Source organism: Streptomyces sp. NPDC002265 (assembly GCF_040296125.1).
In the GTDB taxonomy this organism is placed as follows: Bacteria; Actinomycetota; Actinomycetes; order Streptomycetales; family Streptomycetaceae; genus Streptomyces.
Window position 1 is genome coordinate 1 of record NZ_JBEOWS010000022.1, and the last position, 23084, is coordinate 23084.

The following is a 23084-nucleotide window of genomic DNA, read 5'->3' on the forward strand; positions in this document are numbered from 1 at the left end:
TCCGAGTAGTCCTTCATCGCCATCGGCGGTTGTCTCGCTTCCTCCGGATCAAGCAGATCCAGTATCAGCGTGTCCACCACTCAGGGGGAGGCTCCATGTGTCGGCGTTCGTGCTGGGAGTTCCACTGGTCGGCGCCGAGGAAGCAGTCCTCCATCCAGAACCACTGGAGGGAGGATGCCTCCACAAGTTTCGCCGCCGTGTTCGCGGAGGAGACAGGCGACGGCTGCGTGCTCAATGGCGTTGCCGTCGGGCAGCGCTTCGGCGCTGTATCCACCGTGGTCAGTCCAGCCACAACTGATCCTGGGCGGCCGTGACCTGCGGCCGCCTATTCGATCACCGCTCTGACCTGCTGCTGAGCTGTCGGCAGTTGTCGACGTTGGTCATCGTTGAGCGCCCTTCCACGGCCCCTAGACGGCCCGGGAGGGCGCTCGTGCTTGGTCGTCCTTCCACGATGGTCGTCGGTGCGTGGCGTCCATCGGCAGCCGTCGCCGAAGTCGTTGCCTGGCCTGTGCGTGAATCTGCACAAATGGGGGTGCTGCAACCTCCACACCTAGCTAGTATTTACCCTCAGAACAGCCGCGGGCGGTTCAAGAAAAGCCACAGGTGCGGGGAGAACCAATGAAAATGGAGCCACGTAGCATGGCGCTCGACAAGGTGTTCAAGCGTCGTGGCCGCTACGACATCCCCGACTGGCAGCGCGATGAGGTGTGGTCACCCCAACAAAAGAGGCTTCTTATCGACTCGATCCTGAATGGATGGAAGCTTCCAAAGTTCTATTTCGCCAAAACGTCGAGCGACCCTGACGAGTTCGACGTGGTGGATGGGCAGCAGCGTCTCGCTACGATCTGGGAGTTCTTCGAGGATAAGCTGAAGCTCTCCGATGAAAGTGCCAAGAGGTTTGGAGGGCATACCTACTCTGAACTTCCCGAGACTGTCACCGACGATTTCGATGACTTCGAGATTCAGTATGACGAGATCACCGAAGCTACTGACGATGATATTCAGGAGTTCTTTCAGCGACTCCAGGCGGGGAAGGCCCTCACTTCCGCCGAGAGGCTCAACTCGGTAAACAGTAACCTCATTAGCTACGCTCGGAAGCTGGCCACGCACAAGTTCTTCGTCGAAAAAGTGGCGAGTAGCAACACGCGAAAAGCCTACTTCGATATGGCTCTGAAGGGCCTCGCTCTCGAAATTGAAGGGTTTGATCTCGGGCTTAGATATGAAGATCTGAAGGCATTGGCTGACTCGCAGAGCAACTTCTCGGAAGACTCGCAGGTGGCAAAAAGGCTCCTGAATACGCTCGACTACCTCGATCGTTGCTTCCAAAAGAAGAGTTCGTCCCTGCGTAATAGGAGCACCATCCAATCCTTCGTCACGCTCGGGGCAGTTATTGTGTCGAGTGGGCGGTCTGAGGGGATGGAGGAACGTCTCTACTCCTTCTTCTCTGACTTTACAACGCAGCTTGCGAAGCAAAACGAACTTGGCACGAAGGCGACCGACGCCGCGTATCTGGACTATCAGCGCACGCTTTCAGCAAACGTAAAGTCCGGCGCTAAAGATCGGCATGAGATCCTTCTGCGTAAATTGCTGATTTCGGATCCTGCGTGGATGAGCGTGCTGACGCTCAAGGAGTCTTCTTCTACCGCGATCCGTGAAGAAATTGACAATCTGGGGCAGAGGGTCAGCACTCTGATTTCGCAGAAGAATGAACAGTACTCCGCCAAGCATGGATCCGACCTGTTCAAGCCCACTAATAGGACTGTCACCGCCATGACGTCGATTCGTGAGCCTATCGAGAATTTCGATGCTTACTCGAAATTGATTGGTGAACTCTACTTCGTTCTTCGTGAGGGCCCGGGGTCCCGTCTTGACGGTAACGTCCCTGCATCATTCGTCGACGTAAACCTTCTCCGGACCGGCCTTCAGCACGATGTTGATCACGGGAAAGCCGGGGCAGTCGCCAGTAAAAGGAAGAAGATCGGCGAAGCATTTGCGCGTTACGCTTCAGGGGAAACCTCGCCCTCTACTCTGGCACCCGAACGTTTCCCCCTCATGCAGGCGACGCTTCTCCGTGCGATCGCCGACGACCTGGATTCCCTAGCGGTGTAGGTTCCGGGTGAGGAATTCTCCGTTAGGTCGGCGGAGCGGCTTTGGGCTGGAGCTGCTTTGGGGCGAGTGATCATGGCCCCGTAAGCTGACGGCGAGTCGGGCAGTCAGTGGACCTGCCCGTAAAGCACGACGTTGGGGCCATGATCTTAGAGGCTCGCCCCAAAGTGGCTGCCTAAAGCCGTGGAGCCGACCGCCCCAGCCATAGAGGGTGTCTCCCACTTCATGCCCGCAGCCGCCGAGCGCGCCGCCGGGCGCGGCCAGCCGGGGCGCAGACAGGAGGCAGGCCGCGCCGCAGAGGCGGCGCGCGCCCGCGCTGTGCGCGGGCTCTTGAACCAGTAGAGAAGGTTGTAACTCACTCGATGTCACGTCGTCTACCAGGCGTGTGCCGCGGCCTGCGGAGCTGACTGCAGGGTGTTATTGAGGCTTCGCCGCTGCCTTGTGGGCGGCCTCCAGGTAGCCTCTAAAGGCGACGTGGTAAGGCTCCATCAATGCTTCTACATTGGTGTTGAGCGTCCCGAAGTCGACTCCGGTCCTGTACTGCTTGAGAAGTACGGTGTTTGCTTCCATGGCGGCCACACAGGCCAAGCATGTCCGGGCTACTTCGCTATCTGGGCCGTATCTAATGCAGAGCTTTGCGTAGGCGCTCTTGAGGTTTTCGTCAGCGGTACTACGAGCTTTGAAGTTCTCCTGAGTTTCAGGGGTTGTATCGGATACGCCTCGGCTCCATTGGCTCAGGCAGTGGCCACTTGCGCGGATATGCTGTCCAATGTGCTGAGCCGCATCATCCAGCACCTGACGCCTATCTCGGAAGTGATCATCTCTCGCGGTGCGATCCACTTGCATGCGCGTTGATATGGTCAAGATGAGAGGTGAGACGATGCCGGTTGTGATGACGCTTGCCAGGGCGACGATGTCCACGGAAACAACTCCCTAGGCAAGGGGGGAGGGCGGCTTCTTTACAGGCGCCACAGGGGCGCCGTGTACCGTTCCGGGCGGTTGCTGATCAGCAGTCGGCGCAGATCGTCACGTTGTACGCCACTGAGGTTCAGCACCTCGGTGAGGTGGCGGAACGTTGTATGGCTGACTCCGCGGCTTCGAGCTTCGTTCTCGAACGCGTCGAGCTGGGACAGCACGGTATCGGGATCGAGCTTCTTCGCCTGCTGGTCCTTGAGCCAAAGCGACTTGTTGCGCTCGTAGTCGATTTCGGAGGCGCCGCAGATCTCGCGGCTCAGTTCCTCCACCTGGTCCAGGGTGGTGGTTGTCGTGACCGCGCGGGCCAGCTCGTTGCGGCTCAGGGCGTCGTCCAGGTCGACTTCGTGGACCGTCGGGCCCTCGTCCGTGAGGGGGATGGGGAGGCCAGCGTCCCGGACTTCGCAGATGCCTCGGACTCCTCGGGCTGTTGCAGCGAGCATCCCGGTTGCCTCGGAGGGGTGCCATTCCAGGACCGAGCTGACCGGTTCCGTGTTCTCCGCGGTGAACCTGTGGACGAGCGGGCCGAACAGGCTGCGTATGTCGTCGACAGGGACTTCGCCGTCCAGGCCAGGGCCGGCGACCAGTAGTCGGATGGGAGCGTCTACCTGGCAGCAAGCTGCCAATGTCAGAGCGTCCGCAAGGGGGCTCTTGAGCGTCGGTTCGTCGCCTCGCGCGAGGATGTCGCCGCCCACGTCCAGGAGGTCGATCGTGGTTGGCTTGAAGTGGCCGATCAGTTCTTCCAGTTGGCGGGTGATGCCCTCGGCTCCGTGGCGAGGGTCGATCAGAGCGAAGGTGTGCGGGAGCTCTGCCGCGAGGCGGGGGAGAGTGGATCCCGCTGGAGCGATGGGGCGGGCCTCGGCCGGCACCGACCAGACTGCGGGGGTGACGGGTTCGAGGCCCGTGAAGTTGTCGGGGCCTCGTGGGCCCGGTACCGGGTCGATCAGCAAGCGGTCCCACGCGTACGTGAGGATCACTGCATGGTCGGGCTCGGCGCCGTACAGAGCGGCGTCAAGCATTGCGGCGGCGACTGCGTCGCCCCCTCCTCCTGCTGCGACGATCAACCGCGTCATGCGCCCCACATTACGGGTTCGACCCCTGGCCACTCACCCTATAGTGGCTAGAGGCCATAGCCACTTGAACGAGGAGGGGACATGCCTCAGATCGAGGAGGCGCAGCCGAAGTATCTCCAGATCGCTCACTTCATCCGCGATCAGATCCTTCGGGGTGACCTGCGGCCGGGGGACGAGGTCCCCTCGGAACGGCAACTCGCGGCCACCTGGAAGGTGTCCCGGCCGACGGCCGCGCGGTCTCTGGAGGCGCTGAGCCATCAGGGGCTCGTCGAGAAGCGGCAGGGGTCGGGCACGTACGTGCGCAGCCTCGAAGTCAACCGGCGGGCACGAGAGTTGTACGGACGGGCGCGGCAGACCGGGAAGATCTACACCTCTGGCGAGTATGCGGTGATCACCTCGGCGGGCTGGCTGGAGGCTCCGGATTACGTCGCTGAGGCGCTGGGCCTGGTGAAGGATCGTCGGGCCGTGCACCGCCGGCGCGTGACCAACAACCAGGACGGACCCATCACTCTGTCCACTTCGTGGTTCGCGCCGGACGTCGGGCAGCGGGCGCCCAAGCTCCTGGAACCTGAGCGGATCCAAGAAGGCACCTTGATGTACGTCGAGAACATGACGGGACGGCAGGGGAGTTACGCCGAGGACCGCATGTGTGCTCGGCAGGCGACGGACGAGGAGGCGCAAGACCTCCAACTGGACTCAGAGTCGGCCGTCTTGATCGTGCACCATGTGGTGTTCGACCTCCAGGACCGGCCGTTGGAGTTCGCCGAGGCCACCTACCCGCCGCACCGCTGGGCGTTCGAGCAGGGCTACCCCCTCACCTGACGGCTGCCGGTTCGCCATTTCGGCGAACCGCTTGCATCCCACAGGTGGCTAATGCCACTATCCAGTAAGTGGCTAAGGCCACTTCATGAAGGGGGCACGGCGTGACGAGTCGGCGGCCGGATCGGGGCGCGCACTTACCTTGCCGGGGATGTCGTGGGCGCGGCTGGAAGCGAGTCGGCTCCCGTACGGACCTGGCACTCTCCACCGTCAATGACCGTGTCCGTCCCACATCGAAACGGCGCTGCCTCGACTGCGACGGCAGCGGCAGGGAGTGAACGCGGATGGGCTACACGATCGACCGCTATCCCTCTGCGGACTCACCGCGGCTCGGTGCGATGACCTTGCACCCCGTCGCGGAGTCCGTACCCCGGGCCCGGCGCTGGTTCCGGAAGTTCATCGCCCCGTACAACCCGGCCTGCTCGGTCGACGACTGCGTGCTGATGCTCTCCGAGCTGGTGACCAACGCCGTCGTCTACGGCCGATCGGACGACCCGTGGATCGTCCGGGTCGAGTGGTTCCGTGAAGGGGCCTCGCTCCGCGTCGACGTGCACAATCCGGGGTATCCGGCGAACGTGCGACTGCGGCGTCCCGAGGCGAATGACGCACACGGGCGTGGGTTGCTGCTCGTCGACTCCGTCGCGGAGTCCTGGCGGTGCGGGCCCAGCCGTTTCGGCGGCACGGTCGTCTCCTTCGTGATGGCCGATGCCTGGCCCGACTGAAGCGGACTTGGTGCCGTGGTATTGCGTAATTGGATTTATCGCTAGTCTGGTTGACCAGTTGACTTGGCCAATCTCGACGGGCGGCATTCATGGCGTATGAAGTGGAGGCACCTAAGTACGTCCGCCTCGCCCAGACGATCCAACGCCGCATCGAGGATGGCACGTACGCGCCAGGCACTCGGGTGCCCAGCGAGAATCAGTTGGTCCAGGCGTTCGGGATGTCCCGGCCTACCGTGGTCCGCGCTCTGGAGCTGCTGAAGCGGGACGGCTGGCTGGAGTCCCGGCAGGGTTTCGGCACGATCGTGCGTGGTCGGCCGGCCGTCGTCGAGCAGAAGAACCGGCGTGGGCGGGAAGCGCTGGAGCGCGATGAGTCGCGGACTCCGGGGCGACTGGCCGCGGTGGATCGCGTGCCCGTTCCGGCGCGTGTCGCCTCAGTGCTCGGGCTGCCGAAGCGAGCCGAAGTCCTGATGCGCCGGTTCCTGGTCGAGGAGGAGGGGGAGGCGGTCGAGCTCGTTTCGTCGTACTTCCCTGCCGGCCTGGTCGACGGCACCGAGCTCGGGAGCTCCGAGCTGTTGAGTGCCGGGGTCCGGGAGCACTTGGAGGGGCGGAAGAAGGTCCGCTTCGACCATGTGACGGAGCGGGTCTCTGCCCGGTTGCCCGATGTCGGCGAAGCTGAGCTTCTGGGCCTGGCCGACGGGGTTCCTGTGCTCAGTGTCCTGGTCATCGCCTTCGATGCATCGGGCCAGGCGCTACAGGTTTCCGACGTGCTGCTTCCTGCCGATGGGCAGGAGCTTGAAGACACGTACCGCTTGAACTGAGCCCAGAACAAGGGCTGTTGATGCTTGATCGCACTTGACAAGTCAACCTGGCAACTCTAACTTCGAACTTGCTAAGTCAACCTGTCAGGTAATGGGTTGATCGATCTCAGAAGGAGAACTCTCTGTGCGTGTGATCCGTATCGACACCTCGTCCGCCACGATCCTGCTCACCGAGGCGCCGGCACCGAAGGTGCGTGACCGGCAGACCGGTGAGATCGCCAAGGACACCGTGAGCGGCGAGGCCCTGATGACCGTGGGCGTCGTCTACATCGACGAGGGCGAATCGGCCCTGATCCAGGTCACCATTCCCGAAAGCGGGGTGGCGGACGGGCTGACCGTCGGCGCTCCGATCGCGCTGCCGGGCCTTGTGGCCCGCCCCTGGCAGAGCGTGTTCAACGGCCAGCAGCGCCACGGCATCGCCTACCGGGCCACGGCCGTTATGCCGGGGGCCTTCTCGATGGCTGAGGCGGGCTGATCGCGTGACGGACCTGGTGACGGTGGCCGAGCTCGGCGGGTCGCTCGCTGCGATAGGCGGCGCGGCCTACCTCCGGCACGCTCACCCCGCTGCGTACTGGTCCACAGTCGGGCTGCCCGTCTCGGTGGCCCGGCTGCTGGGCTCGTACTCCTCGACCATGGACGCCTGCGGGCTGACCGTCGCGCCTCCCCGCTGGCGGGCCCTGGCCATCCGGGCGACCACCCGACGGGAGGTCCGGCCGGTACCGCCCCGCCGGGGCATCATCCGGCCCACCTCGACCGGTCTGCGTATGCGGCTCCGGCTCGCCCCGGGCCAGGAGCCGGCGGACGTGGCGGCCTCGGCCGAACGCCTCCGGCACGCCTGGGGCGTCCACGCCGTGTACGTACGGGACATCAAGCCCGGAGTCGTCGAACTGCGGCTCGTCGGCTTCGACGTCCTGCGCAAAGTGCGGATGCCGCGCCGGACCGGGACCGAGGGCGATCTCTTACGGGTGCCGGTGGCGCTGCGGGAGGACGCGACCGCGTTCGTCCGTGACTACCGGGCCGTGCCGCACGAACTCGTCCTCGGCGCAACGCTGTCGGGCAAGTCCATGTACCTGCGCAACCTGATCTCTGGCCTGGCGGGTCAGCCCGTCGTCCTGGTCGGCGTCGACTGCAAGCGCGGCGTCGAACTCTCACCGTTCGCCGCCCGACTCTCTGCCCTGGCAACCGACCCCGAGCAGGCGGCCGAACTGCTGCCGGTGCTCGTGAAGGAAATGGAGGACCGATACGACCTGATCAAGGCCCGACAAGGCATCGCCCCTGGCACCCCCGACGAACTGATCACCTCCGACATCTGGGGTCTGCCGGAGAACGAACGGCCTTCGCCCATCGTGCTGTTCGTCGACGAGGTGGCGGAACTCTTCCTCGTCGCGACGCGCAAGGAGGAGGAACGACGGGACGAGATGGTCACCCAGCTCATCCGGCTCGCTCAGCTCGGCCGCGCGGCCGGCATCTACCTAGAGGTCTGCGGGCAGCGCTTCGGCGCCGAGCTGGGCAAGGGCGCCACCATGCTCCGCGCGCAGCTCACCGGCCGCGTCTCCCACCGCGTCAACGACGAAGCCTCCGCGAAGATGGCTCTCGGCGACATCGCGCCGGAAGCCGTGTACGCCGCCTGTTCCATCCCCGCGGATCGCCCGGGTCTCGCCGTCGCTGGCGACACCTCCGGCGGCTGGTCCCGCATCCGCACCCCGTACATCTCGCTCGTCGCCGCCGCGGCCACCTGCCGCGACACGGCTCACCTCGCCCCCGACGTACCGGCGCTCTCTCCTTTCCGGCCCTACGTCCCGCCCGCGCCGACCGTGAAGCCTGCCGGGCGCGTGAGCCACCCTCGGCCGGTTGCCGAGTAACCCCACCCACCCCCTGACTCGACGCGCCATCGCGTCAAGTCCCTACCCCGTCATGCCCGAAAGGAGGAGAGCACCCACCATGTGCCCCGACTGTGAGGACTTCGCCCGAACCGTCGTCCTGCTGGGACAACTTGCCCTGTACGCAGGCACGTCGGACGCCGATGAGACCTTCGTCGACGCCGTGGGCGTGTCTCTGGCCGCGTCTCTCCCGGAGCCGCCGCCCGGGATCTTCCCGCCCGGCTACGACCCCGATGACGGCCCGGACTATCCCGGCGAGCCGGACTGATGTCCCGCCCCGCTTTCCGCGCGGACGCGGTCCTGGTCCAGGCCGTCATCGCCGGGGCCTTGTCCTTCGCCCACCTGCACGACCTCGCCGCCGCTGCCGGGCAGAGCGGATGGAAGGCCTGGGCCTATCCGATCTCGGTCGACCTGCTTCTCGTCGCCGCCTGGCACCGGCTCCGCACCGGGGGCCCGAAAGCTGCCGCGTGGTGCTGGTTCGTCGTCGCGTTGACGGCCTCGCTCGGCGCCAATGTCGCGACTGCCGGCCTTCTCGATCTGGGCGACGTACCTGCCTGGCTGCGGATCCTCGTCGCCGGATGGCCCGCGGTCGCCTTCCTCGGAGGAACCCTGCTCGCCCATCGCGGCCTTACGACGACACCGGACCCGGAACCGGATACGACGCCAACCCCGCCCGACCTGGAAGAGCCAGCCGCCTCGATCCCTGAACTACCCGTTGCCGCACCCCTCCCTTCCACCGTGCCGCCCGCCCTCGTCGCCCTGGCCCGCAAGGTCGCCGACGAACACCACACCCGGACCGGGACGGCCATCGACACCACAACCCTGCGCGCCCGCCTCGGCGTCCCACTGCCGCTCGCCGAAGCCATCGCCGCCCAACTTGCTTGACCCGGAGGACATCCCACCTTGCGCCCGTCCACGCTCCGCGCGCTGAACCGCGCCGCCGAGCTGACCCGACAGAACCGCCTCACCGAAGCCATGTTGATCGCCGAGCCGGTCATCCTCACCGCCGACAGCTACGAGGGTGACGAGATCGTGCGCTGGCTCGCCGACCACGTCGCCGACTTCACCAGAGAGAACGAGACCGCAGAGACCGAGAAGGGAACCGGCTGATGCCCGCCAACCCGCGCTTCCGCCGAGTCGTCCGCATCGGCCCCGTCCAGGTCGCCACGTACTACGACGGCCGGGGCCGCGAGAAGCACACCGCCGCCTGTACCGCCCCGCGCTGTGGCTTCTCCGCCGACTACGAAAGCCGGGCCGCCGCCGAACTCGCCGCCCGGACTCACCGCTGCGTCGCCCGCTGAGGGAGCTTCCATGACCGTCTCGCTGCCGCTCGTCCTCGTCCTGGGCCTCGTCGCCTGGGCCGCGATCAAGTTCCTCGGCGTCCGCGTCTGGATCGCCGTCGTGATCGCGCTCTTCGGCTTCCTGCTCTCCCGGACCTTCCTCGCCCCGGCCATCGACTCCGGCACCCGCTCCGGCGTCGACGTCGTCAACGGCACCCACGACTGAAAAGGAGGCAACCCGTGTTCCGCCCCAAGCTGCCCGACATCCCGATCCTGCCCAGTTCGAACGCCCTCGGCACCCACCACACCCCGGCGTCCTCCGCCGGCCACCACTCTCTCAGCCCCTACGTGGGCGCGGTCGCCGCGGTTGTCGTCGTCGGAGTCGTCCTGACCGCGCTCCTCGCGGCCGTTGCCGTCACGGCCATCTCCGTGGCCATCGCGGCCGTGGTCCTGCGCTCTCTCGTCACCAGCGCGAACAAGCGCTGATCGGCCGCCGGGGCGGCAACAAGCCGCCAAGCATCCCGCCGCCCCGGGGCCGTCCCTCCCCACCGCCGAAACAGCCGAAAGGAATCCTCATCATTACCCGGCAGACTCCGCCCCCGCTGGCGGAACTCTCCACGCTGGCCTCCATAGGCACCCTGCCTGAGCTGGCCCGCCAACTCTCCACCCTGGGCGGTTGTACCCGCCCCGTCCGCCTCGACGGCCACCGCACGGAGTACGCGGTCGATACCGCGACCGGAGAGATCGGCCGAGCCCTGCACCACCTCGACTCCACCGCCCTCCCGGCCGGCAACCTCCTGGTCCGCTGCAACAACCGACGCGCGACCCGCTGCCCGGCCTGCGCCGAGACCTACCGCCGCGACACCTTCCACCTGATCACCGCCGGACTCCGCGGGGGTAAAGGCACCTCGGACCAGGTCGCCACCCACCCGCGCGTCTTCGCCACCTTCACCGCTCCCGGTTTCGGCCCCGTGCACAACCGCCCCGCAGCCGGTCGCGCCTGCCGCTGCGGCATCCACCACGACGACCAGGACCCGGCCCTGGGAACACCGCTCACACCCGACTCGTACGACTACGAAGCCGCCGTCCTCTGGAACGCCCACGCGGGCGTCCTCTGGCGCCGCTTCTCGATCTACCTCCGCCGGGAAGTCGCTAAGCGCGCCGGTCTCACCCAACGCGCCTTTCGCCATCACGCCCGTCTCTCCTTCGCGAAGGTGGCCGAGTACCAGAAGCGTGGCGCCGTCCACTTCCATGCGGTGATTCGCCTCGACGGACCGGAAGGCGGAGACACCCCGCCCCCACCGTGGGCGTCCGCTGAGCTGCTGACCGATGCGATCCGCGCCGCAGCGACCGCCGCCCGCATCGACGGGCCGGACGTCGACGGCCGCCGGCACTCCTTCGTCTTCGGTCGGCAACTCGACGTCCGCCCGATCCGATCCGCCGACTTCGACGGCGGCCAGGAGCTGACCGAGCGGGCCGTCGCGTCGTACATCGCGAAGTACGCCACCAAGGGCGCCGAGACCACGACCGGCACCCTCGACCGCCCGCTCAGGTTCCTCGCCGAGCTGGCCCAAGCCAAGCTCACCGATCACGCCCGCCGCCTGATCCGAACCGCCTGGACCCTCGGCGCTCGTAAAGACCTGGAACACCTCCGCTTACGCGCCTGGGCGCACATGCTCGGCTTCCGCGGCCACTTCTCCACCAAGTCCCGCCGCTACTCCACCACCCTCGGCGCCCTCCGCGACGCCCGCGCCGACTGGCGCCGAGCTCAAGCGGCTGCCGTGCTGCCCGAGCGTGAGCCTGAGACGACGTACGTCCTCGCCCACTGGGCGTTCGCCGGAACCGGCCTCTCTGCCGCCGAGGCCTGGCTGTCCGCCTCCCTCGAACCCGCCCCCGGTACGGAAGGAGAACCGACATGGACTCCCGTCGCGACGAGCTGATGACCGTTCGCCAAGTCCTGGATGAGCTGGGTGGGGTTTCTCGCCGGACGTTCTATCGCTGGCGTGAGTTGGGGTGTGGGCCGACCGCGTTCAAGCTGCCCAACGGGGAGCTCCGGGTGTGGCGGAGTGACTTCACCACGTGGCTGCGGCAGATGGAGGCCGCGGCGTGAAGTCTCTCGATGTGAAGGTCTGGGCTGTACGGAAGCGCGATACGAAAACGCCCTCGTACGGCGTCCGGTGGTCTGTGGCGGGCAACGTCTTTTCCGACTCCTTTCGCACGAAGGCACTGGCCGATCATTACCGCGCGAAGCTGATGCGGGCGATGCGCGACGGCGAGGAGTTCGACCAGGCGTCCGGGCTGCCGGAGTCGATGGAAGAGAAGAAGTCGGCTGTGTCGTGGTACGACTTCGCCCGCAGGTACCTCGCCATGAAGTGGCCACATGCCGCCCCCAACACGCGCGACGGCATCAACGAATCGCTCACCAGCGTGACCGTGGAGCTCCTCGACGAGCGGGCTGGACGGCCGTCCGACCAGGCCATCCGCCAGGCGCTCCGCAACTGGGCCTTCGTCCTGCCAGGGCCTGATGACCGAGACATCCCGGACGACGTGCGGAACGTCCTTCACTGGGTGTCGAAGGCATCGCGACCGCTGGCCGATCTCGCTGAACCGGCTACGGCCCGTGCGGTGCTGGACTCACTGAAACTCAAGCTCGACGGTACGGCCGCGGCGGCCGAGACCGTGCGGCGTAAGCGGCGGACTCTCGTCAACGCCGCGAACTATGCGGTCGACTTGGGGGAGTTGCGCGATAACCCGATCACGGCTGTCCGCTGGCAGAAACCGAAGGTGTCCGGTCAGGTCGATCCTCGCGTTGTCGCGAACCCCGAGCAGGCTCGCAATCTCCTGGCGGCCGTCTCCTACGTGGGCGGCTACCGGCGGGCCCGTGGTCGGCGACTGGTGGGTCTCTTCGCTGCCATGTACTTCGGCGGTCTCCGGCCGGCTGAAGCGGTCGGCCTGGTCGAGACGGACCTGAACCTCCCCGGACAGGGGTGGGGATCGGCGCTGCTCCACCGGACGCGTCCGTCGGTCGGCAAGCAGTGGACCGACTCGGGGGAGACCCACGACGACCGCGGTCTGAAGAACCGGCCCGTTGAGGATGTCCGCCGGGTGCCGATCCCGCCGCACCTGGTCGCCGTACTCCGTGAGCACCTGGCCACCTTCGGCACGGCGGACGACGGGCGGCTCTTCTTCAGCGAGAAAGGCTCGGTGGTCCCCTCCTCGACCTACTACCGCGTCTGGCAGGAGGCCCGTCTTCTCGCGCTCCCTCCGGCCGCGGCCTCGTCGCCGCTCGCGAGTCGGCCGTACGACCTGCGGCATTCGGCGCTGTCGACGTGGCTCAACGCGGGTGTCGACCCCACCGAGGTGGCCGAGCGCGCTGGCAACAGCGTCGAGGTCCTGCTGACCCGCTACGCGAAGTGCCTCGACGGACGGCAGGACGTCGCCAATCGACGTATCGAGGATTTGCTTCGCGAATACGAGTGATCGTATGGAGCCTGGGCCTCATACTTCCGGCGTGGACGTATCCGACGATGGCCAAAAGCTCGATCCTGAGTGGGTGGAGGTTGGCAGCAACGTATGCGGTGTTCTGCGCGGTTGCCGGGATGCCTCTGCGGTGGCCCACCATTTCGTGAGGACGGGGTGGAGTTCGAGGTCGTCTTCCTGGCACGGCTACGAAGTCGAAACCAACTGGGGCCAGTTGGAGGTCGACCCGACCGAGAGTCCGGACATTCTGCTGAACGGAGTCGTCGACCCTCAGCGCTTTGACGAGCTCGGCGGCGTACTCCACCGCCTTGGTCTGAGCTACTCCCTAGAGCTCTACGAGGGAGGCGACACCTTGGTTCGCGAGATCCAAGCGTGATCACTAAATCGACGTGCGAGGCCCCGGCATATTGTCCGGGGCCTCTCTCGTTTTGAGCCCTACCTGCTGCGACGCTTCGAGTCGAGAGCGGACGAGGGGGGACTCGTGGAGCTGAAGGTCACGCGCTGGAAGCGGTACGGACATGATCGCCTGTACGCCAACCTGTCTGACGGCACCGCGGTCGGCTGGGCGGACGTGAAGACGGGGGACATCACAGTCCTGGTCGCCGCGTATCGCGACGACGTGATCGCCGTACTGACCGACCACTTACGGAACAACCCCGAACCGGTCCCGCCACAGAAGGCGCCCAGGACCCCCGAGGATGCGGCGCCCCCACTGCTGCCGCTTCTGACGGCGGCCGACGACCTGTCCGCCAACCTTCCCGGAGAGTCTCTTCGCGACAAAGCCGGGCCAGGCCTGATCAAGCGAGTCGTCTCACAGCTCCTGCGGCGCCCCACCGAGTGGGACTCCTGGCGGAAGGGCTTGGCGGGGGAGCAGAGGGTGGGAGCCGAGCTGAACCGCTTGGCACGTCAGGGCTGGCGGGTCCTGCACTCCATCCCCCTGGCCGACAAGGTAGATGTCGATCACTTGCTGATCGGGCCCGGTGGGGTGTTCAGCATCAATACAAAGCACCACCACAGAAGGGCCGTGTGGGTCGGCGACGACTCCGTAAAGGTCGATCACGGGAAGCCGGAGCCCTACGCGCGCAAGAGCCGGGCGGAGGCCAAGCGGGTAGCCCGAGTGCTTGAGCGCTATTGCGGCTTTCCTGTACCGGTGGAACCGGTGCTCGTCTTTGTCGGTGTGACCGACTTGAAGGTGGTCGCTACGCAGCTCAGCGTGCGCGTATACCGGGAGCGTGAGGTGGCGGCACTGGCGCCGCTTTCCGGGGTGCTGACGGCGGAGCAGGTCGAGCAGGTGTACAGCGTTGCTCGCCATCGCCAGGCTTGGAAGCGGGCCTGAGGCGGTGCCCCTGAGTGCCTGTTATTGCCGTCTCTTGCGCTCCGCTACTGGGAGCGCCTCCGCCTAGGGCCTGCCCGATGGGTCGAGTGAGCCGGCTGGTCAGGACCGTGGCCTAGTGTTTGGTGCTCAACGAAGGAGGTCGCTTGTCGCGCGATACGGCCGAAGCAGAGGCAGGGATGAAGGGGATCACGTTCCCTGCCTGGTACGGAAAGCACTACGTGACTCTGGCCGAGATGCTGGTCCGCCTCGGCAGCTTCGGCCTGGACCTGACGTGGCGCGTCGAGTGCGACGAGATCGTGGATCCGCGCTGTTTGGAGATTGAGCGACGGTCCGCCGGCGTCGGCATGGACACGTTGACGCTGTTGTCACTGACGACCCCGTTCCTTCAGCTGGTCGACGCCGAAGCGCGTGGGTTCGCCGGGGACGAGCTGGTGGTCGTCCTGACCGAAGCAGACAGCTCGTGGTGGGACGTCAGGGCCGTCGACGAGCGCGTGCTCAGCGAGCTTCGTCGTCACTACCCGGATGCGACTGACCTCTGAGTCCGTTCACTTCGTTTCGGCGGCGGTAGATCACGCTGTCGAGACCAGTCGGCCGGTCACCTCTGTCGCCGCGACTTTGCGGGGCCCACCTGGCGTGATGCCTCAAGATCCCGTCCACGTCTCGTCCACAGACCCCGACATACGCCCGCTCTGGGCCGCATACGCCTGCACAAACACGAAGACCCCATCCTCAGCGTTTCCGCTGGTGACGGGGTCTTTGGGCACTTCATGCGAAGTGCCCCCGGCAGGATTCGAACCTGCGCACACGGCTCCGGAGGCCGTTGCTCTATCCCCTGAGCTACGGGGGCGTGTTCGTCGTGAGGTGTTGCTCGCGGCGACGGGTAGAACACTACCAGCTCGGCCTGGGTGGTCATGAACGGGTTTTGTCGGGTGGTGTCGGGGTCGGGCCCGAGGGGTGGTGACCCGGGCGGGTGGAAGTGGGGAAAAGCCGGACGCGGTGGCCGGTCCGGACCTACTCTCGAGTTGTGCCAGGCACTTCGGGCCGGGTGCTTGTTGTGGACGACAACAAGGTCATCCGGCAGCTGATCAGGGTCAATCTCGAGCTGGAGGGTCTCGAGGTCGTGACCGCGGCCGATGGTGCCGAGTGTCTGGAAGTCGTTCATCAGGTGCGGCCCGACGTGGTCACCCTCGATGTCGTGATGCCCCGGCTGGACGGGCTCAGGACCGCCGCCCGGTTGCGGGCCGATCCCCGGACGCGTGGCCTTCCTCTTGCCATCGTCAGCGCCTGTACGCAGTTCGAGGTCGAGGCCGGGCTCGATGTCGGCGTGGACGCCTTCCTCGCCAAGCCGTTCGAGCCCGCCGAACTGGTTCGGCTCGTGCGGGAGCTGATCGAGGGCGGGGGCAGCAGGGTCGTCGAGAGCGGGGAGCACGGCTCTCTGCGGGGTGTGCTCAGCCTCGGAGAAGCGGCCGAGCGGGCCGGCGGCTGACCGTCGGCGACTGACTGCCGACAGAGGGCTGACCCTCGACGGAGGGGTGATCGGCGGCCTCTCGGCAGAGGGCCTGATCGGCGGGGGCTGCGAGGCTGGCCGGTGGGGTGTCGGGCTTTTTCGGTTGTGTAGCCGTCGCTGGTTACCCCGTACTTTTCTGATTTCGGGCTGGCCGTCCACATCTCGGACTGTCGTCCTAATCGGCTCGCATTTCCACCCCCCTCCTCCCCTAGGCTTGTCCCGTGACCCCCGTCGAGCTCTCCCGTACCGTGCTGCGCGCGGTGTGCAGCGCTGTCGACGACGGGCGGCTGACGGTGGCCGTGCCCGAGAAGGCCCTGGTGACCGTGCCCGGTCCCGGTGGCTGCGGTGACTACGCCACCAACATCGCTCTCCAGCTGGCCCGCCCGGCCGGGTGCCCGCCCCGGCGGGTCGCCGAGGTGCTCCAGCCCTACCTCGCCCGTTCGGCCGGTGTCACCGCCGTCGACATCACCGGGCCCGGGTTCCTCAACATCAGTCTCGACCGGGACGCGGCCTCCGTCGCGCTCGTACGGCGGATCCTGCGGGAAGGGACGCGGTACGGGCACTCCGACGCTCTCACGGGCCGGGTCGTCCGTCTTCGTATTCCTTACGAGGTCCGTGCCGAGGCCGTCGCCGACGCGCTCGTACGGATCGTCGGCTCCCAGGGCGGGCGGGCCGAGGTCGAGCACGGCGAGCCCGCCGGTCTGCGGCCCGTGCCGGCCCCGGAGGACCCCGCCCCGCTCGGCCGCGACGCCGCCCGCTGGGCCCTGCTGCACCCCGCGCCGCACGACCGGCCCCGGATCGGTGCCGACCACCTGGTCCAGCGGGAGAGCAACCCGCTCTTCCGGGTCCGGTACGCCCACGCCCGCACCCGGGCCCTGCTGCGCAACGCCGCCGATCTGGGCTTCGGCCCCGAGCCCGGCCCGGTCGGCGGCACGGAGGCCCACCCCGTGGTCCTCGCCGCGCTGGCCGATCATCCCCGTGTTCTCGCGGCAGCAGCGGTGGAGCAAGGCGGCGGGCCCTCGCGTCTCACCCGTCATCTCCTCGCCCTCGCCGACGCCACGCTCCCGTTCCTGCCCGCCGTCCTGCCCGTCGGCGACGAGAAACCCTCGGCCGCCCACCGTGCCCGGCTCGCTCTCGCCGAAGCCGCCGGGACGGTGCTGGCCGGTGGCCTGTCCCTGCTCGGCATCGACGCACCCGACCACCTCTGAGGGCGCCCGAGAGCGCCCCGGAGAGCCAGAGAGAGTCCTCCAGCCATGAGCCGTTCCGCACACCCCGCCGGGCCCCGCCACGCCGACGTCCTTCCCGAGGGGCACTACTCCGCCCCGCCCGCCGACCTCAACGCCCTCGACCCCAAGGTCTGGGCGCAGACCGTCACCCGTGACGAGCACGGCGTCGCGACCGTCGGCGGTGTCGACGTCAAGCAGCTCGCCGAGGAGTTCGGCACCCCGGCCTACGTCATGGACGAGGCCGACTTCCGCGCCCGCGCCCGCGCCTGGCGGACCGCGTTCGGCCCGGACGCCGACGTCTTCTACGCCGGCAAGGCCTTCCTGTCCCGCGCGGTGGTGCGGTGGCTGCACGAGGAGGGGCTCAACCTCGACGTGTGCTCCGGCGGTGAGCTCACGACCGCGCTGTCCGCGGGGATGCCCGCGGAGCGGATCGCCTTCCACGGGAACAACAAGTCGGCCGAGGAGATCGAGCGGGCCGTGACCGCCGGGGTCGGCCGGATCGTGCTCGACTCCTTCCAGGAGATCGTCCGGGTCGCCCACATCGCCCAGTCGCTCGGGAAGCGGCAGCGGGTGCAGATCCGTATCACCGTCGGCGTGGAGGCGCACACCCACGAGTTCATCGCCACCGCGCACGAGGACCAGAAGTTCGGCATCCCGCTGGCCGGCGGGCAGGCCGCGGAGGCCGTGCGCCGGGCCCTTCAGCTCGACGGGCTGGAGCTCATCGGCATCCACAGCCACATCGGGTCCCAGATCTTCGACATGTCCGGGTTCGAGGTCGCCGCCCACCGGGTCGTGTCGCTGCTGCGGAGCGTGCGGGACGAGCACGGTGTCGAACTGCCGGAGATCGACCTCGGCGGTGGTCTCGGCATCGCGTACACCAGCGACGACGACCCCCGGGAGCCGCACGAGATCGCCAAGGCGCTGACGGAGATCGTCACCCGTGAGTGTGAAGCCGCGAAGCTGCGCACCCCGCGCATCTCGGTCGAGCCCGGACGCGCCGTCGTCGGCCCGACCGCCTTCACGCTGTACGAGGTCGGCACCATCAAGCCGCTGGACGGGCTGCGTACGTACGTGTCGGTCGACGGCGGCATGTCCGACAACATCCGCACCGCGCTGTACGACGCCGAGTACAGCGTCGCCCTGGTATCCAGGTCCAGTGACGTCGAGCCGATGCTCGCCCGGGTCGTCGGCAAGCACTGCGAGAGCGGGGACATCGTGGTCAGGGACGCGTTCCTGCCGGCCGACCTGGCGCCGGGCGACCTCATCGCCGTGCCCGCCACGGGCGCGTACTGCCGGTCCATGGCCAGCAACTACAACCACGTGACCCGTCCGCCGGTCGTCGCCGTGCGCGACGGCGAGGCCCGGCTCATCGTGCGCCGCGAGACGGAGGAGGACCTGCTGCGTCTCGACGTCGGCTGAGCACCGGACGGCTCGGACCCCCGGCCTCCGGACCCCCGGACGCCGGGACTCCCGTACACGCCGGGACACGGGGATCCGGGAAACCGGAAGCCGGTCGGGCCCGCCTCCGGAAGAATCCGGGTGGGCCCGTTCCCGGGAGGCGGGAAGCCGGGACGGTGGGACGGTGGAAGATCTCCGGTCTCCGCCCCCACAGAAATGAAATGGATGTCTCACGATCCGGACTGGAGGAAGAAAGTCCCGTTCGGTGAGTGAGACTGGTCGAACCGTAGAGGTATGAGGAAACGAGGTCGGATGATGCGTACGCGTCCGCTGAAGGTGGCGCTGCTGGGCTGTGGAGTGGTCGGCTCAGAGGTGGCGCGCATCATGACGACGCACGCCGACGACCTCGCCGCACGCATCGGTGCGCCCGTGGAACTCGCCGGTGTGGCCGTGCGGCGGCCGTCCAGGGTCCGGGAGGGCATCGACCCCGCCCTGGTCACCACCGACGCCACCGCGCTCGTCAAACGCGGCGACATCGACGTGGTGGTCGAGGTCATCGGCGGCATCGAGCCCGCCCGGAGCCTCATCGTGACGGCCTTCGAGCACGGCGCGTCCGTGGTCTCCGCCAACAAGGCCCTGCTCGCCCAGGACGGCGCCGCGCTGCACGCGGCGGCCGAGGACAACGGCGAGGACCTCTACTACGAGGCGGCCGTCGCCGGCGCCATCCCGCTGATCAGGCCGCTGCGCGAGTCCCTCGCCGGCGACAAGGTCAACCGCGTGCTCGGCATCGTCAACGGCACCACCAACTTCATCCTCGACAAGATGGACTCCACGGGGGCGGGCTACCAGGAGGCCCTCGACGAGGCCACCGCCCTCGGTTACGCCGAAGCCGACCCGACCGCCGACGTCGAGGGCTTCGACGCCGCCGCCAAGGCCGCCATCCTCGCCGGGATCGCCTTCCACACGCGCGTGCGCCTCGACGACGTCTACCGCGAGGGCATGACCGAGGTCACCGCCGCCGACTTCGCCGCCGCCAAGCGGATCGGCTGCACCATCAAGCTGCTCGCCATCTGCGAGCGCGCGGCCGACGGCGGGTCCGTCACCGCGCGCGTGCATCCGGCGATGATTCCGCTGAGCCACCCGCTGGCCTCCGTACGCGGCGCCTACAACGCCGTGTTCGTCGAGTCCGACGCCGCGGGACAGCTCATGTTCTACGGCCCCGGCGCCGGCGGTTCGCCCACCGCCTCCGCTGTGCTCGGCGACCTCGTCGCCGTCTGCCGCAACCGGCTCAACGGCGCCACCGGTCCCGGCGAGTCGGCGTACGCCGCGCTGCCCGTGTCGCCCATGGGCGATGTCGTCACGCGCTACCACATCAGCCTCGATGTGGCCGACAAGCCGGGTGTTCTCGCCCAGGTGGCGACCGTGTTCGCCGAGCACGGGGTGTCGATCGACACCGTTCGGCAGCAGGGAAAGGACGGCGAGGCCTCCCTCGTCGTCGTCACCCACCGCGCGTCCGACGCGTCCCTGAGCGGGACCGTCGAGGCGCTGCGCAAGCTCGACACCGTGCGGGGTGTCGCCAGCATCATGCGGGTTGAAGGAGAGTAACGAGCAATGACCCACCAGTGGCGCGGAATCATCGAGGAGTACCGGGACCGGCTGCCGGTTTCCGACACCACGCCGGTCGTGACGCTCCGTGAGGGCGGCACGCCGCTCGTGCCCGCGCAGGTGCTCTCCGAGCGCACGGGCTGCGAGGTCCACCTCAAGGTGGAGGGCGCGAACCCCACCGGGTCCTTCAAGGACCGCGGTATGACCATGGCCATCAGCAAGGCCAAGGAGGAGGGGGCGAAGGCCGTCATCTGCGCCTCCACCGGCAACACGTCCGCGTCGGCGGCCGCGTACGCGGTGCGGGCCGGGATGGTGTCGGCCGTCCTCGTCCCGCAGGGGAAGATCGCGCTCGGCAAGATGGGCCAGGCCCTCGTCCATGGCGCGAAGATCCTCCAGGTCGACGGCAACTTCGACGACTGCCTCACCCTGGCCCGGTCGCTGAGCGACAACTACCCGGTGGCGCTGGTCAATTCGGTCAACCCGGTGCGTATCGAGGGGCAGAAGACCGCCGCCTTCGAGATCGTGGACATGCTGGGCGACGCCCCCGACATCCACGTCCTGCCGGTGGGCAACGCGGGCAACATCACCGCGTACTGGAAGGGGTACACCGAGTACGCGGCCGACGGCATCGCCGCGCGGACTCCCCGGATGTGGGGGTTCCAGGCCTCCGGTTCCGCTCCGATCGTGCGCGGCGAGGTCGTCAAGGACCCGTCGACCATCGCGACCGCGATCCGTATCGGCAACCCCGCGTCCTGGCAGTTCGCGCTGGCCGCGCGGGACGAGTCCGGTGGTGTCATCGACGAGGTGACGGACCGTGAGATCCTGCGCGCCTACCGGCTGTTGGCCGCGCAGGAGGGTGTCTTCGTGGAGCCCGCGTCCGCCGCGTCGGTGGCCGGTCTGCTGAAGGCCGCCGAGCAGGGCAAGGTCGACCCGGGGCAGACCATCGTGTGCACGGTCACCGGGAACGGTCTCAAGGACCCGGACTGGGCCGTCGCGGGTGCCCCGCAGCCGGTCACCGTCCCGGTGGACGCGGCGACGGCGGCCGAGCGCCTCGGACTGGCCTGACGGAGGTACCGGACCGGCCCGGTGGAAACCGGACCGGTCCCGGCACGGTCGGGCGGTCGGCAACCGGCTGTCGACGGCTGTCGGATAGTGGCCGGATCCAGCTGGTTCCACCGCCTCGAAGTGGCCGGTTCGGCAGCCTCGGATCGGCTGGTTCCATCGCCTCGGGTCGGCCGGCCAGGAGTCGGTCGGCCCCGGCGCAACCGGGGCGCCCGGTGACGGGATCGGGCCGGTCCGTCCGCCTCGGGGCGGCTCGACGGGGGACAACCCCATCGGGGGTGCACAGGGGGCTTGCGACACGCATCGTGCGCCTCCTGTGCGCCCTATGTCGCGGCAGAACCTTCCTTCGATAGGCTGTAGTGAACCCGCCCGCCGCATATGCCTCCGCATCCGGCACGGCGTCGCGCCGCCCACTCGGCCCGAGGGTCCTCACGTACGTATCGCATTGTTCGCATCGAATGTCATTCGACAGTCCCGCAGCTCAAGGAGTTCATCGAGCGATGGCCGGTCCAGCGTTCCGCGCCGCCGCCGTCCGGGTGCGCGTCCCCGCCACCAGCGCCAATCTCGGGCCGGGCTTCGACGCCCTCGGCCTCGCGCTGGGGCTCTACGACGACGTCGTCGTCCGGGTGGCCGACTCCGGGCTGCACATCGACATCGCGGGTGAGGGCAGCGAGACCCTCCCGCGTGACGAGAGCCACCTTCTCGTACGGTCTCTGCGTACCGCGTTCGACCTGTTGGGCGGGCAGCCGCGCGGTCTGGAGATCGTGTGCGCCAACCGCATCCCGCACGGCCGCGGCCTGGGCTCCTCCTCGGCCGCCATCTGCGCCGGCATCGTGGCCGCGCGGGCCGTGACCATAGGCGGCGAGGCGAAGTTGGACGACGCCGCGCTGCTCGAACTCGCCACCGAGATCGAGGGGCACCCCGACAACGTCGCGGCCTGTCTGCTCGGCGGGTTCACGCTCTCCTGGATGGAGTCGGGATCCGCGCGGGCGATCCGTATGAAGCCCGCCGATTCAGTCGTTCCGGTGGTTTTCGTCCCCGGGAAGCCGGTACTGACGGCGACCGCGCGCGGTCTGCTCCCGCGCACCGTCCCGCACGTCGACGCCGCCACCAACGCGGGCCGTGCCGCCCTGCTCGTCGAGGCCCTCACCCGGCGCCCCGAGCTGCTGCTGCCCGCCACCGAGGACCGTCTCCACCAGGAGTACCGCGCACCCGCCATGCCGGAGAGCGCCGCACTGGTGGAACGACTGCGCGCGGACGGCATTCCGGCCGTCATCTCCGGCGCCGGACCCACCGTCATGGCACTGGCCGACGCGGGTACCGCCGACAAGGTCGAGCGGCTGGCCGGTACCGGCTGGGCTGCGAACCGGCTGAGCCTTGATCTCCAGGGAGCGAGCGTGCTGCCGCTTGCGCCCTGAGACACGGTTGCCGGATTTCGAGAGGGGGAATGTTTGTTGGATCCGGTAGTGTTAACCTCAAGTCTGCACCCGACCCCACCATGGCGAGGTGCTTCGTGTCCCCGTCCGGGACCAACATTCTTCCGGGAGCTCCCCAAGCCGCACTGCGTTCCGTACGTCGTATCTGGGCAGTACGCCGTACACGGGTGCTGAGCGGATCACAGGGCACGCTCCGGAATCGGTGCGACCACGCCGCGTGACACAGACAGTCCGTGCCACGGCTTCCTGGAAGCGCCATCACCAGAAATTCCTCTTCCGCCGTTTTGGCGGACCACCGCCCCGGCACGGTCCACACAGACGGGACCACTGCCGGACAGCACAACCGGTCGCCGAGCCAGACAGG

General features: G+C 67.7%; 26 protein-coding genes and 1 tRNA gene. 24 read left to right on the forward strand and 3 right to left on the reverse strand.

Annotated elements, in window-relative coordinates; translation table 11 throughout:
• Window positions 1-639 precede the first annotated feature (639 nt).
• Window positions 640-2109, forward strand: coding sequence for a DUF262 domain-containing protein (locus ABT085_RS06380; RefSeq protein ID WP_351602761.1), 1470 nt, complete (start codon window positions 640-642; stop codon window positions 2107-2109).
• Window positions 2110-2523: 414 nt separating this feature from the next.
• Here ABT085_RS06380 and ABT085_RS06385 read toward each other — a convergent pair whose 3' ends face one another.
• Both ABT085_RS06385 and ABT085_RS06390 read right to left on the reverse strand, forming a co-directional pair.
• Window positions 2524-3027, reverse strand: coding sequence for a hypothetical protein (locus ABT085_RS06385; protein WP_351602763.1), 504 nt, complete (start codon window positions 3025-3027; stop codon window positions 2524-2526).
• A 38-nt stretch (window positions 3028-3065) separates the two neighbouring features.
• A complete protein-coding gene (locus ABT085_RS06390) occupies window positions 3066-4151 on the reverse strand; it encodes a DUF1152 domain-containing protein (protein WP_351602765.1) in 1086 nt (361 codons plus the stop codon).
• A gap of 81 nt (window positions 4152-4232) precedes the next feature.
• On the opposite strand from ABT085_RS06390, the gene ABT085_RS06395 reads away from it, so the two are divergent.
• The 17 genes from ABT085_RS06395 (at window position 4233) to ABT085_RS06475 (ending at window position 15025) form a co-directional block, all read left to right on the forward strand.
• Complete coding sequence (locus ABT085_RS06395; RefSeq protein WP_351602767.1) at window positions 4233-4973, forward strand: GntR family transcriptional regulator; 741 nt, start codon at window positions 4233-4235, stop codon at window positions 4971-4973.
• A gap of 281 nt (window positions 4974-5254) precedes the next feature.
• On the forward strand, window positions 5255-5692 hold the full coding sequence (locus tag ABT085_RS06400) for an ATP-binding protein (RefSeq protein ID WP_152889193.1): 438 nt from the start codon (window positions 5255-5257) through the stop codon (window positions 5690-5692).
• Window positions 5693-5781: 89 nt separating this feature from the next.
• Window positions 5782-6510: a GntR family transcriptional regulator gene (locus ABT085_RS06405; protein ID WP_351602769.1), complete on the forward strand. Its 729-nt coding sequence runs from the start codon at window positions 5782-5784 to the stop codon at window positions 6508-6510.
• 124 nt (window positions 6511-6634) lie between these two features.
• Window positions 6635-6985, forward strand: a complete 351-nt coding sequence (locus ABT085_RS06410; RefSeq protein WP_351602771.1) for an SCO3933 family regulatory protein — start codon at window positions 6635-6637, stop codon at window positions 6983-6985.
• A 4-nt stretch (window positions 6986-6989) separates the two neighbouring features.
• Window positions 6990-8372: an FtsK/SpoIIIE domain-containing protein gene (locus ABT085_RS06415; RefSeq protein WP_351602773.1), complete on the forward strand. Its 1383-nt coding sequence runs from the start codon at window positions 6990-6992 to the stop codon at window positions 8370-8372.
• A 79-nt stretch (window positions 8373-8451) separates the two neighbouring features.
• Window positions 8452-8658 carry a hypothetical protein gene (locus tag ABT085_RS06420; RefSeq protein ID WP_351602775.1) on the forward strand — a complete coding sequence of 69 codons (207 nt, stop codon included), beginning with the start codon at window positions 8452-8454 and terminating at the stop codon, window positions 8656-8658.
• Window positions 8658-9275: a DUF2637 domain-containing protein gene (locus ABT085_RS06425; RefSeq protein WP_351602777.1), complete on the forward strand. Its 618-nt coding sequence runs from the start codon at window positions 8658-8660 to the stop codon at window positions 9273-9275. Before ABT085_RS06420 ends, ABT085_RS06425 begins: the two co-directional genes overlap by 1 nt.
• An 18-nt stretch (window positions 9276-9293) precedes the next feature.
• Window positions 9294-9500: a hypothetical protein gene (locus ABT085_RS06430; protein ID WP_351602779.1), complete on the forward strand. Its 207-nt coding sequence runs from the start codon at window positions 9294-9296 to the stop codon at window positions 9498-9500.
• Window positions 9500-9691 carry a mobile element transfer protein gene (locus ABT085_RS06435; RefSeq protein WP_351602781.1) on the forward strand — a complete coding sequence of 64 codons (192 nt, stop codon included), beginning with the start codon at window positions 9500-9502 and terminating at the stop codon, window positions 9689-9691. Before ABT085_RS06430 ends, ABT085_RS06435 begins: the two co-directional genes overlap by 1 nt.
• Before the next feature lie 10 nt (window positions 9692-9701).
• A complete protein-coding gene (locus ABT085_RS06440) occupies window positions 9702-9896 on the forward strand; it encodes a hypothetical protein (RefSeq protein ID WP_351602783.1) in 195 nt (64 codons plus the stop codon).
• A 14-nt stretch (window positions 9897-9910) separates the two neighbouring features.
• On the forward strand, window positions 9911-10156 hold the full coding sequence (locus tag ABT085_RS06445; RefSeq protein WP_351602785.1) for a SpdD protein: 246 nt from the start codon (window positions 9911-9913) through the stop codon (window positions 10154-10156).
• 116 nt (window positions 10157-10272) lie between these two features.
• Window positions 10273-11610: a replication initiator gene (locus ABT085_RS06450; protein ID WP_351602861.1), complete on the forward strand. Its 1338-nt coding sequence runs from the start codon at window positions 10273-10275 to the stop codon at window positions 11608-11610.
• The gene (locus tag ABT085_RS06455) at window positions 11586-11780 is read left to right on the forward strand and encodes a helix-turn-helix transcriptional regulator (protein WP_351602787.1); all 195 of its coding nucleotides are present in this window, start codon (window positions 11586-11588) and stop codon (window positions 11778-11780) included. Before ABT085_RS06450 ends, ABT085_RS06455 begins: the two co-directional genes overlap by 25 nt.
• Window positions 11777-13150 carry a tyrosine-type recombinase/integrase gene (locus ABT085_RS06460; RefSeq protein WP_351602789.1) on the forward strand — a complete coding sequence of 458 codons (1374 nt, stop codon included), beginning with the start codon at window positions 11777-11779 and terminating at the stop codon, window positions 13148-13150. The genes ABT085_RS06455 and ABT085_RS06460 overlap by 4 nt, the downstream gene beginning before the upstream one ends.
• A gap of 31 nt (window positions 13151-13181) precedes the next feature.
• Window positions 13182-13526, forward strand: coding sequence for a hypothetical protein (locus ABT085_RS06465; RefSeq protein ID WP_351602791.1), 345 nt, complete (start codon window positions 13182-13184; stop codon window positions 13524-13526).
• A gap of 105 nt (window positions 13527-13631) precedes the next feature.
• On the forward strand, window positions 13632-14486 hold the full coding sequence (locus ABT085_RS06470; protein WP_351602793.1) for a nuclease-related domain-containing protein: 855 nt from the start codon (window positions 13632-13634) through the stop codon (window positions 14484-14486).
• Window positions 14487-14629: 143 nt separating this feature from the next.
• A complete protein-coding gene (locus ABT085_RS06475; protein WP_351602795.1) occupies window positions 14630-15025 on the forward strand; it encodes a hypothetical protein in 396 nt (131 codons plus the stop codon).
• A 236-nt stretch (window positions 15026-15261) separates the two neighbouring features.
• Here ABT085_RS06475 and ABT085_RS06480 read toward each other — a convergent pair.
• A tRNA-Arg gene (locus ABT085_RS06480) sits at window positions 15262-15333 on the reverse strand.
• A gap of 129 nt (window positions 15334-15462) precedes the next feature.
• Here ABT085_RS06480 and ABT085_RS06485 point away from each other — a divergent pair.
• The 6 genes from ABT085_RS06485 to thrB all read left to right on the forward strand — a co-directional run bounded on the left by ABT085_RS06485 (window position 15463) and on the right by thrB (window position 22702).
• Window positions 15463-15972: a response regulator gene (locus tag ABT085_RS06485; RefSeq protein WP_502982661.1), complete on the forward strand. Its 510-nt coding sequence runs from the start codon at window positions 15463-15465 to the stop codon at window positions 15970-15972.
• A gap of 242 nt (window positions 15973-16214) precedes the next feature.
• Window positions 16215-17201, forward strand: coding sequence for an ArgS-related anticodon-binding protein NrtL (gene nrtL, locus ABT085_RS06490; RefSeq protein WP_351602799.1), 987 nt, complete (start codon window positions 16215-16217; stop codon window positions 17199-17201).
• 45 nt (window positions 17202-17246) lie between these two features.
• Window positions 17247-18638 carry a diaminopimelate decarboxylase gene (gene lysA / locus ABT085_RS06495; protein WP_351602801.1) on the forward strand — a complete coding sequence of 464 codons (1392 nt, stop codon included), beginning with the start codon at window positions 17247-17249 and terminating at the stop codon, window positions 18636-18638.
• 291 nt (window positions 18639-18929) lie between these two features.
• On the forward strand, window positions 18930-20222 hold the full coding sequence (locus tag ABT085_RS06500; RefSeq protein WP_351602803.1) for a homoserine dehydrogenase: 1293 nt from the start codon (window positions 18930-18932) through the stop codon (window positions 20220-20222).
• Between the two features lie 6 nt (window positions 20223-20228).
• Entirely contained in the window at window positions 20229-21287 is a 1059-nt protein-coding gene (thrC, locus tag ABT085_RS06505; RefSeq protein ID WP_351602805.1) for a threonine synthase, read from the forward strand.
• Window positions 21288-21784: 497 nt separating this feature from the next.
• Window positions 21785-22702, forward strand: a complete 918-nt coding sequence (gene thrB / locus ABT085_RS06510) for a homoserine kinase (protein ID WP_351602807.1) — start codon at window positions 21785-21787, stop codon at window positions 22700-22702.
• Window positions 22703-23084: the final 382 nt, after the last annotated feature.

What these genes read in the sequence shown, in the direction of transcription:
- ABT085_RS06380 (WP_351602761.1), top strand. Translation starts at nt 640, where the DNA reads ATGGCGCTCGACAAGGTGTTCAAGCGTCGTGGCCGCTACGACATCCCC.
- ABT085_RS06390 (WP_351602765.1), bottom strand. Translation starts at nt 4,151, where the DNA reads ATGACGCGGTTGATCGTCGCAGCAGGAGGAGGGGGCGACGCAGTCGCC.
- ABT085_RS06395 (WP_351602767.1), top strand. Translation starts at nt 4,233, where the DNA reads ATGCCTCAGATCGAGGAGGCGCAGCCGAAGTATCTCCAGATCGCTCAC.
- ABT085_RS06400 (WP_152889193.1), top strand. Translation starts at nt 5,255, where the DNA reads ATGGGCTACACGATCGACCGCTATCCCTCTGCGGACTCACCGCGGCTC.
- ABT085_RS06405 (WP_351602769.1), top strand. Translation starts at nt 5,782, where the DNA reads ATGGCGTATGAAGTGGAGGCACCTAAGTACGTCCGCCTCGCCCAGACG.
- ABT085_RS06420 (WP_351602775.1), top strand. Translation starts at nt 8,452, where the DNA reads ATGTGCCCCGACTGTGAGGACTTCGCCCGAACCGTCGTCCTGCTGGGA.
- ABT085_RS06425 (WP_351602777.1), top strand. Translation starts at nt 8,658, where the DNA reads ATGTCCCGCCCCGCTTTCCGCGCGGACGCGGTCCTGGTCCAGGCCGTC.
- ABT085_RS06435 (WP_351602781.1), top strand. Translation starts at nt 9,500, where the DNA reads ATGCCCGCCAACCCGCGCTTCCGCCGAGTCGTCCGCATCGGCCCCGTC.
- ABT085_RS06440 (WP_351602783.1), top strand. Translation starts at nt 9,702, where the DNA reads ATGACCGTCTCGCTGCCGCTCGTCCTCGTCCTGGGCCTCGTCGCCTGG.
- ABT085_RS06455 (WP_351602787.1), top strand. Translation starts at nt 11,586, where the DNA reads ATGGACTCCCGTCGCGACGAGCTGATGACCGTTCGCCAAGTCCTGGAT.
- lysA (WP_351602801.1), top strand. Translation starts at nt 17,247, where the DNA reads ATGAGCCGTTCCGCACACCCCGCCGGGCCCCGCCACGCCGACGTCCTT.
- ABT085_RS06500 (WP_351602803.1), top strand. Translation starts at nt 18,930, where the DNA reads ATGATGCGTACGCGTCCGCTGAAGGTGGCGCTGCTGGGCTGTGGAGTG.
- thrC (WP_351602805.1), top strand. Translation starts at nt 20,229, where the DNA reads ATGACCCACCAGTGGCGCGGAATCATCGAGGAGTACCGGGACCGGCTG.
- thrB (WP_351602807.1), top strand. Translation starts at nt 21,785, where the DNA reads ATGGCCGGTCCAGCGTTCCGCGCCGCCGCCGTCCGGGTGCGCGTCCCC.